The 5,602-nt window shown below is 68.8% G+C and carries 4 protein-coding genes; all 4 read right to left on the bottom strand.

Features of this window, described 5'->3' with window-relative positions; genetic code table 11:
• Nucleotides 1-3,208 (bottom strand): multidrug efflux RND transporter permease subunit (locus FV223_RS18760; protein ID WP_147728429.1); only part of this gene is annotated, 3,208 nt, incomplete at its 3' end.
• A gap of 110 nt (nt 3,209-3,318) precedes the next feature.
• Nucleotides 3,319-4,452: an efflux RND transporter periplasmic adaptor subunit gene (locus tag FV223_RS18755; protein WP_147728428.1), complete on the bottom strand. Its 1,134-nt coding sequence runs from the start codon at nt 4,450-4,452 to the stop codon at nt 3,319-3,321.
• A gap of 118 nt (nt 4,453-4,570) precedes the next feature.
• A complete protein-coding gene (locus FV223_RS18750; RefSeq protein ID WP_147728427.1) occupies nt 4,571-4,891 on the bottom strand; it encodes a rhodanese-like domain-containing protein in 321 nt (106 codons plus the stop codon).
• 100 nt (nt 4,892-4,991) lie between these two features.
• Nucleotides 4,992-5,602: glycosyltransferase (locus tag FV223_RS18745; protein ID WP_147728426.1), on the bottom strand; the 611-nt coding region annotated here is incomplete at its 5' end.

Here is a 5,602-nt window from a genome sequence, read left to right as displayed (position 1 = left end):
AGGTATGCGCGGGCGCCGCGTGCGCCGGGGCGCCGCCGTGGCCGTCGTCGGTGGTCTTGCCGCGCTTCTTGCCCACCCAGATCACGATGTTCCGGATCATCACGTAGAAGACCGGCGTCAGGAACAGGCCGAAGAAGGTCGCGCCGATCATTCCGAAGAACACCGCGGTGCCCAGCGCCTGGCGCATCTCGGCGCCGGGGCCGGTGGCGATCACCAGCGGCAGCACGCCGAGGATGAAGGCGAAGGCGGTCATCAGGATCGGGCGCAGGCGCAGGCGGCAGGCCTGGATCGCGGCGGCGACGGGGCCCTTGTGCTCCGCCTCCTCGATGTCGTGGGCGAACTCGACGATCAGGATGGCGTTCTTCGCCGCGAGACCGATCAGCACGATCAGGCCGATCTGGGTCAGGATGTTGTTGTCCTGCCCCCGCAGCTGCACGCCGAACAAGGCGGCCAGCACCCCGGTCGGCACCACCATCAGGATCGAGATCGGCAGCGCCCAGCTCTCGTACTGCGCGGCGAGCACCAGGAATACCAGCAGGATGCCCAGCGCGAACACGTAGACCGCCGTGTTGCCGGTGGCCTTCTGCTGGTAGGCGATCTCGGTCCAGTCGTAGGCGTAGCCCTCGGGCAGCGCCTTGGCGGCGATCTCCTCCATGGCGGTGAGCGCCTGGCCGGTCGAGACGCCGGGCTTGGCCACGCCCTGCACCGGCACCGAGTAGTACAGGTTGAACCGCTGCACGATCTGCGGGCCGGCGACGGTGCGCAGCGAGGCCAGGGTCCCCAGCGGCACCAGCGCGCCGGTGGAGGAGCGGACCTTGATCTGCGAGATGTCCTGCTGCGAGGTCCGGTAGGCGGCGTCGGATTGCAGGCGCACCTGGTAGATGCGGCCGAGCGTGTTGAAGTCGTTGACGTAGGCGCCGCCCAGGTCCGCCTGCACCGAGGCGAAGACGTTGGCCAGCGGCACGTTCAGCATCCGCGCGATCGTGCGGTCGATGTCGAGGTAGAGCTGCGGCGTGTCGTTGCCGAAGGTGGTGAACACCCGCTGCACGTCGCTGCTCTGGTTGGCCTGGCCGATCAGCTCGCCGGCGGCGGCCAGCAGCGGCCCGGTCTCCGAGGATTGCCGGCTCTCGACCTGCATCTTGAAGCCGCCGCCGTTGCCGAGGCCGCGCACCGGCGGCGGCGGGATGACGATGACCCGCGCCTCCTGGATGTTGGCGGTGGCCTTCAGCACCTCGCCGGTGATCACCGCCGCGCTGCGCCCGTGGGTGGCGCGCTCCTTGGCGCCGGCCAGCGTGATGAACATCACGCCGGAGTTGGTGGTGTTGGTGAAGGTCGCGCCGTCGAAGCCGGCGATGATGACGGTGTTGGTCACGCCGTCGATCTTGCGCGCTTCCGCGGCCGCCCGGTTCACCGTCTCGGTGGTGCGGTCGAGCGAGGCGCCGGCCGGCAGCTGGACCACGCCGATGAGGTAGCCCTGGTCCTGGTCGGGGATGAAGCCCGTCGGCGTCGTCTGCACGAGGTGGATCGTGCCGAAGATGACGAAGCCGTAGAACACCATCACGGCGACGATGCCGACGCTGTAGCCGGTGAGCAGGCCGACGACCCGGGCGTAGCCGTTCGAGAGCGCCTCGAAGCCGCGGTTGAACAGGTCCGCGAGCCAGGCGATGAACCGCGTCAGGAAGAACTTCGGCTGCTTGCGCGCGTGGTGGGGCACCAGGAGCAGCTTGCAGAGCGCCGGAGACAGGGTCAGCGAGTTGAAGGCGGAGATGATCGTCGAGGCGGCGATCGTCAGCGCGAACTGCTTGTAGAACTGGCCCGAGATGCCGGGGATGAAGGCTGTCGGGATGAACACCGCGGCCAGCACGAGCGCGATGGCGACGACGGCCGAGCCGACCTCGTCCATGGTCTTGTGCGCGGCCTCGCCCGGCGACAGCCCCTCCTCCATGTTGCGCTCGACGTTCTCGACCACGACGATCGCGTCGTCGACGACGATGCCGATGGCGAGCACCAGCCCGAACAGGGTGAGGTTGTTCAGCGAGAACCCGAAGGCCGACATCGCCGCGAAGGTGCCGACGAGCGAGACGGGGATCGCGATCACCGGGATCAGCGCCGTGCGCCAGCTCTGGAGGAAGACCAGGATCACGATCACCACGAGGCCGACGGCCTCGAACAGGGTCTTGTAGACCTCCTGGATCGACTCCTCGATGAACTCGGTCGGGTTGTAGGCGATGCGGTACTCGACGTCGGGCGGGAAGTTCTTCTTCAGGTTCTCCATCACCTTCTTGACGGAGGCCGCGGCGTCGAGCGCGTTGGTGCCCGGGCGCTGGAACGCGCCGATGCCCACCGCCGGCGTCGCGTTCAGGAAGGAGTTGGTGGTGTAGTCCTTCTGGCCCATCTCGGTGCGGGCGACGTCCTTCACCCGCACCAGGCGGCCGTTGGTCGCCTTCACGATGACGTCGGCGAACTCCTCCGGCGTCTGGAAGCGCCCCTGCGACTGCACCACGAGCTGGAACGCCTCGCCGGTCTGGGCGGGCGGCGCGTTGAGCGCGCCGGCGGCGACCTGCACGTTCTGCTCCTGCAGCGCCGTGGTCACGTCGGTGGTGGAGAGCCCGTAGGCGGCGAGCTTGTTCGGGTCGAGCCAGATGCGCTCGGCGTACTCGTTGCCGCCGAAGATCGTGATGTCGCCGACGCCGTCCAGGCGCAGCATCTCGTCACGGATGTTCAGGTAGATGTAGTTGGCCAGGTAGTTCTGGTCGTAGGTCTTGTTCGGCGAGAGCAGGTGCACGACCAGCATCAGGTCGGGCGAGGCCTTGCGCACGGTGACGCCGAGGTTGCGCACGTCCGGCGGCAGGCGCGGCTGCGCCACCGAGAGCCGGTTCTGCACCAGCACGTTGGCGATATCGAGGTTGGTGCCGACCTTGAAGGTGACGGTCAGCAGCATGTTGCCGTCGTTGGTCGACAGCGACGTCATGTAGAGCATGTTGTCGACGCCGTTCACCTCCTGCTCGATCGGCGTCGCGATCGTCGCGGCCACCGTCTCGGCGTTGGCGCCGGGGAAGCTCGCGCGCACGGTGACCGTGGGCGGGACGATCTCGGGATATTGCGAGACCGGCAAGCTCTCGTAGGCGACGAAGCCGAGGAGCAGGAAGATGATCGACGTGACCGACGCGAAGATCGGCCGATCGACGAAGAAGTGGGCAAAACGCATCGGTCAAACCTCTGGGTCGCCGCCCCTCGCGGAGCCGGCGACCGGCGTCGTCGATGGCGCCGCACCGGTCGGGTCCGGTGCCGCTCGTACGCTCGAGACCGCGGACGGCCTCAGGTCTTGCTCGGCGGCAGCGTGATCGATTCCGGCGAGACCTTGGCGCCGGGGCGCACGCGGGAGGTGCCGTTGACCACGATGGTCTCGTCGCCCTTCAGGCCGTCGCGGATCACGCGGTAGCCGTCGACCTTGGGGCCGAGCTTCACGTCCTTGGCCGTCACCGTCCCGTCCTCGCCGACGAGGTAGACGATGCGCTTGTCCTGGTTGGCGGCGACCGCCTCGTCCGGGATCATGACGCCCTGGAACGGCTTCGTCGCGGGCATCGAGACGATGCCGAACAAACCCGGCTTGATGAAGCCGTCGGCGTTCTCGACCGTGGCGCGCAGGAGGATCGTGCCGGTGGAGTTGTCGACGCGGTTGTCGACGAAGTCGAGGGTGCCCTTGCGGGTCGGCTTGGCCTCGCCCGACAGGGCGATCAGGATCGGGACGCCTTTGCCGCGCTGGGTCTGGCCCATGCCGATGCCGAGCGAGCCCTGGTACTTCAGGAACGACTTCTCGTCGACGGTGAAGGAGAAGTAGATCGGATCGAGCGAGACGATGGTGGTCAGCATCGTCTGGTCGGTGATGACGATGTTGCCCTCGGTGACGAGGCGCTGGCTGATCCGCCCGTTGATCGGCGACTTCACTTCCGAGAAGTCGAAGTTCAACTGGGCGTTGCGGAGCGCCGCCTCGGCACTGTCGACGTCGGCCTGCGCGGTCTGCGAGGCCTGGCGGCGCTGGTCGGTGACCTGCTCGGAGATGTTGCCGCCCTTCGACAGGGTCTGCGCGCGCTCCAGGTCGGTCTGCGAGAACGAGAGGCGGGCCTTGGCCGAGGTCAGCGAGGCCTGCGCCTGCTCCAGGGCCGCCTTGTAGGGCCGCCGGTCGATGACGAAGAGCACGTCGCCCTTCTTCACCGTGGCGCCGTCCGTGAAGTTGATCTTCTCGAGGTAGCCGGTCACCCGCGCGCGGACCTCGACGAACTCGATCGGGTCGAAGCGGCCGGTATACTGGTCCTGCTCGATGATCTCGCGGACCACGGGCTTGGCGACCGTCACCTTCGGCGGCGGGCCGCCCGGCGCCTGGGCACGGGCCTGCGGCGCGGCGAGCGCCGCGGCGATCACGATGAGGCTTGCGAGCCGACGCTTGTACATGGATGGTTCCCCAGCAGCCCGCCACCTATTCCCCGCAGCGCGCACAGGTTGTGCGACACCGCACATGGCTTCGCCGCGACCGACCGGGCGACGCGCATGCGGCCGTGCTTCGACGGGTCTACTCAATCGCTTCACCGGCCGACGACCAGTCGCGATAGCCGCCCTTGTAGTGTTCCGCGAGGCCGAGCCCGGTCTGCTGCATCGCGTTGAGCGCGTGGACCGAGCGCACGCCGGAGCCGCAGGAGAAGACCGCGCGGCGCCCGTCCGCCTCGATCAGAGCGGCCACCGCCGCCGGATCGAAGCTCGAGAGCGGGTGCATCACCGCTCCGGGGATGTGGCCGTTCTCGTATTCGTGCGGCTCGCGCACGTCGATCACCAGCATCGACCCGTCGGCGAGACCCTGCTTGATCGCATCGCGGTCGAGGTCGACAACACGCATCGAACAATTCCCTGGGAGAGAGGCCGGCCGCGCGGGCTGACGCTTTTCCTTATTCGTCAGCCGCCCGCGGTGCAACACGCCGCCGAAGGCGCGCTGCGGATCAGAGCGCATCGAGCAGCGCGTCGGCCTGCTCGAAATGCGCCGCCCAGGTCGGCCCGGCGTAGCCGTCGAGACGCTGGGCCAGCGTCTGGCGAAGCCCGGAGCCCGGCCGGCTCAGATCCTCGACCGCCCGCCCCCAGCCGAGGCCGTCGAGGGGGTCGAGAAAGGCGGCGAAGCCCTCGGCGATCTCGCGGTGGACCGGAATTCCGGAGGCGACCACCGGCACGCCGGACGCCGCCGCCTCCACGATCGGGATGCCGTAGCCTTCGGTGAAGGACGGCATCAGCAGCGCCGTGCAGCTCCGCGTGAGCGCGGCGAGGCCGTGGGTCGAGAGCCCGGAGACCTCGACGACGTGCGGGCGGATCGCCTCGCAGCGCTCCAGCAGATCGACGACGTTCTCGGCCTCCCAGCCGCGGCGCCCGACCAGCACGAGCCGGGGCGTGGCCGGGCCGTGGCGCTCGGCGAGCTCCCGCCAGAGATGGAGCAGCAGCAGATGGTTCTTGCGCGGCTCGATCGTGCCGCAGACGAGGAAGGTCGGCCGGTCGGGGACGAAGCGCGGGCCGTCGCGCCCGAAGGCCGGCTCGACGCCGAGATGCCCGACCGCGAGCGGCG

Origin of the sequence: Methylobacterium sp. WL116 (genome assembly GCF_008039455.1) — a bacterium.
Classification (GTDB): domain Bacteria; phylum Pseudomonadota; class Alphaproteobacteria; order Rhizobiales; family Beijerinckiaceae; genus Methylobacterium.
The sequence above is the reverse complement of the archived record's forward strand: the minus strand, read 5'-3'. Positions and strand labels throughout refer to the sequence as shown.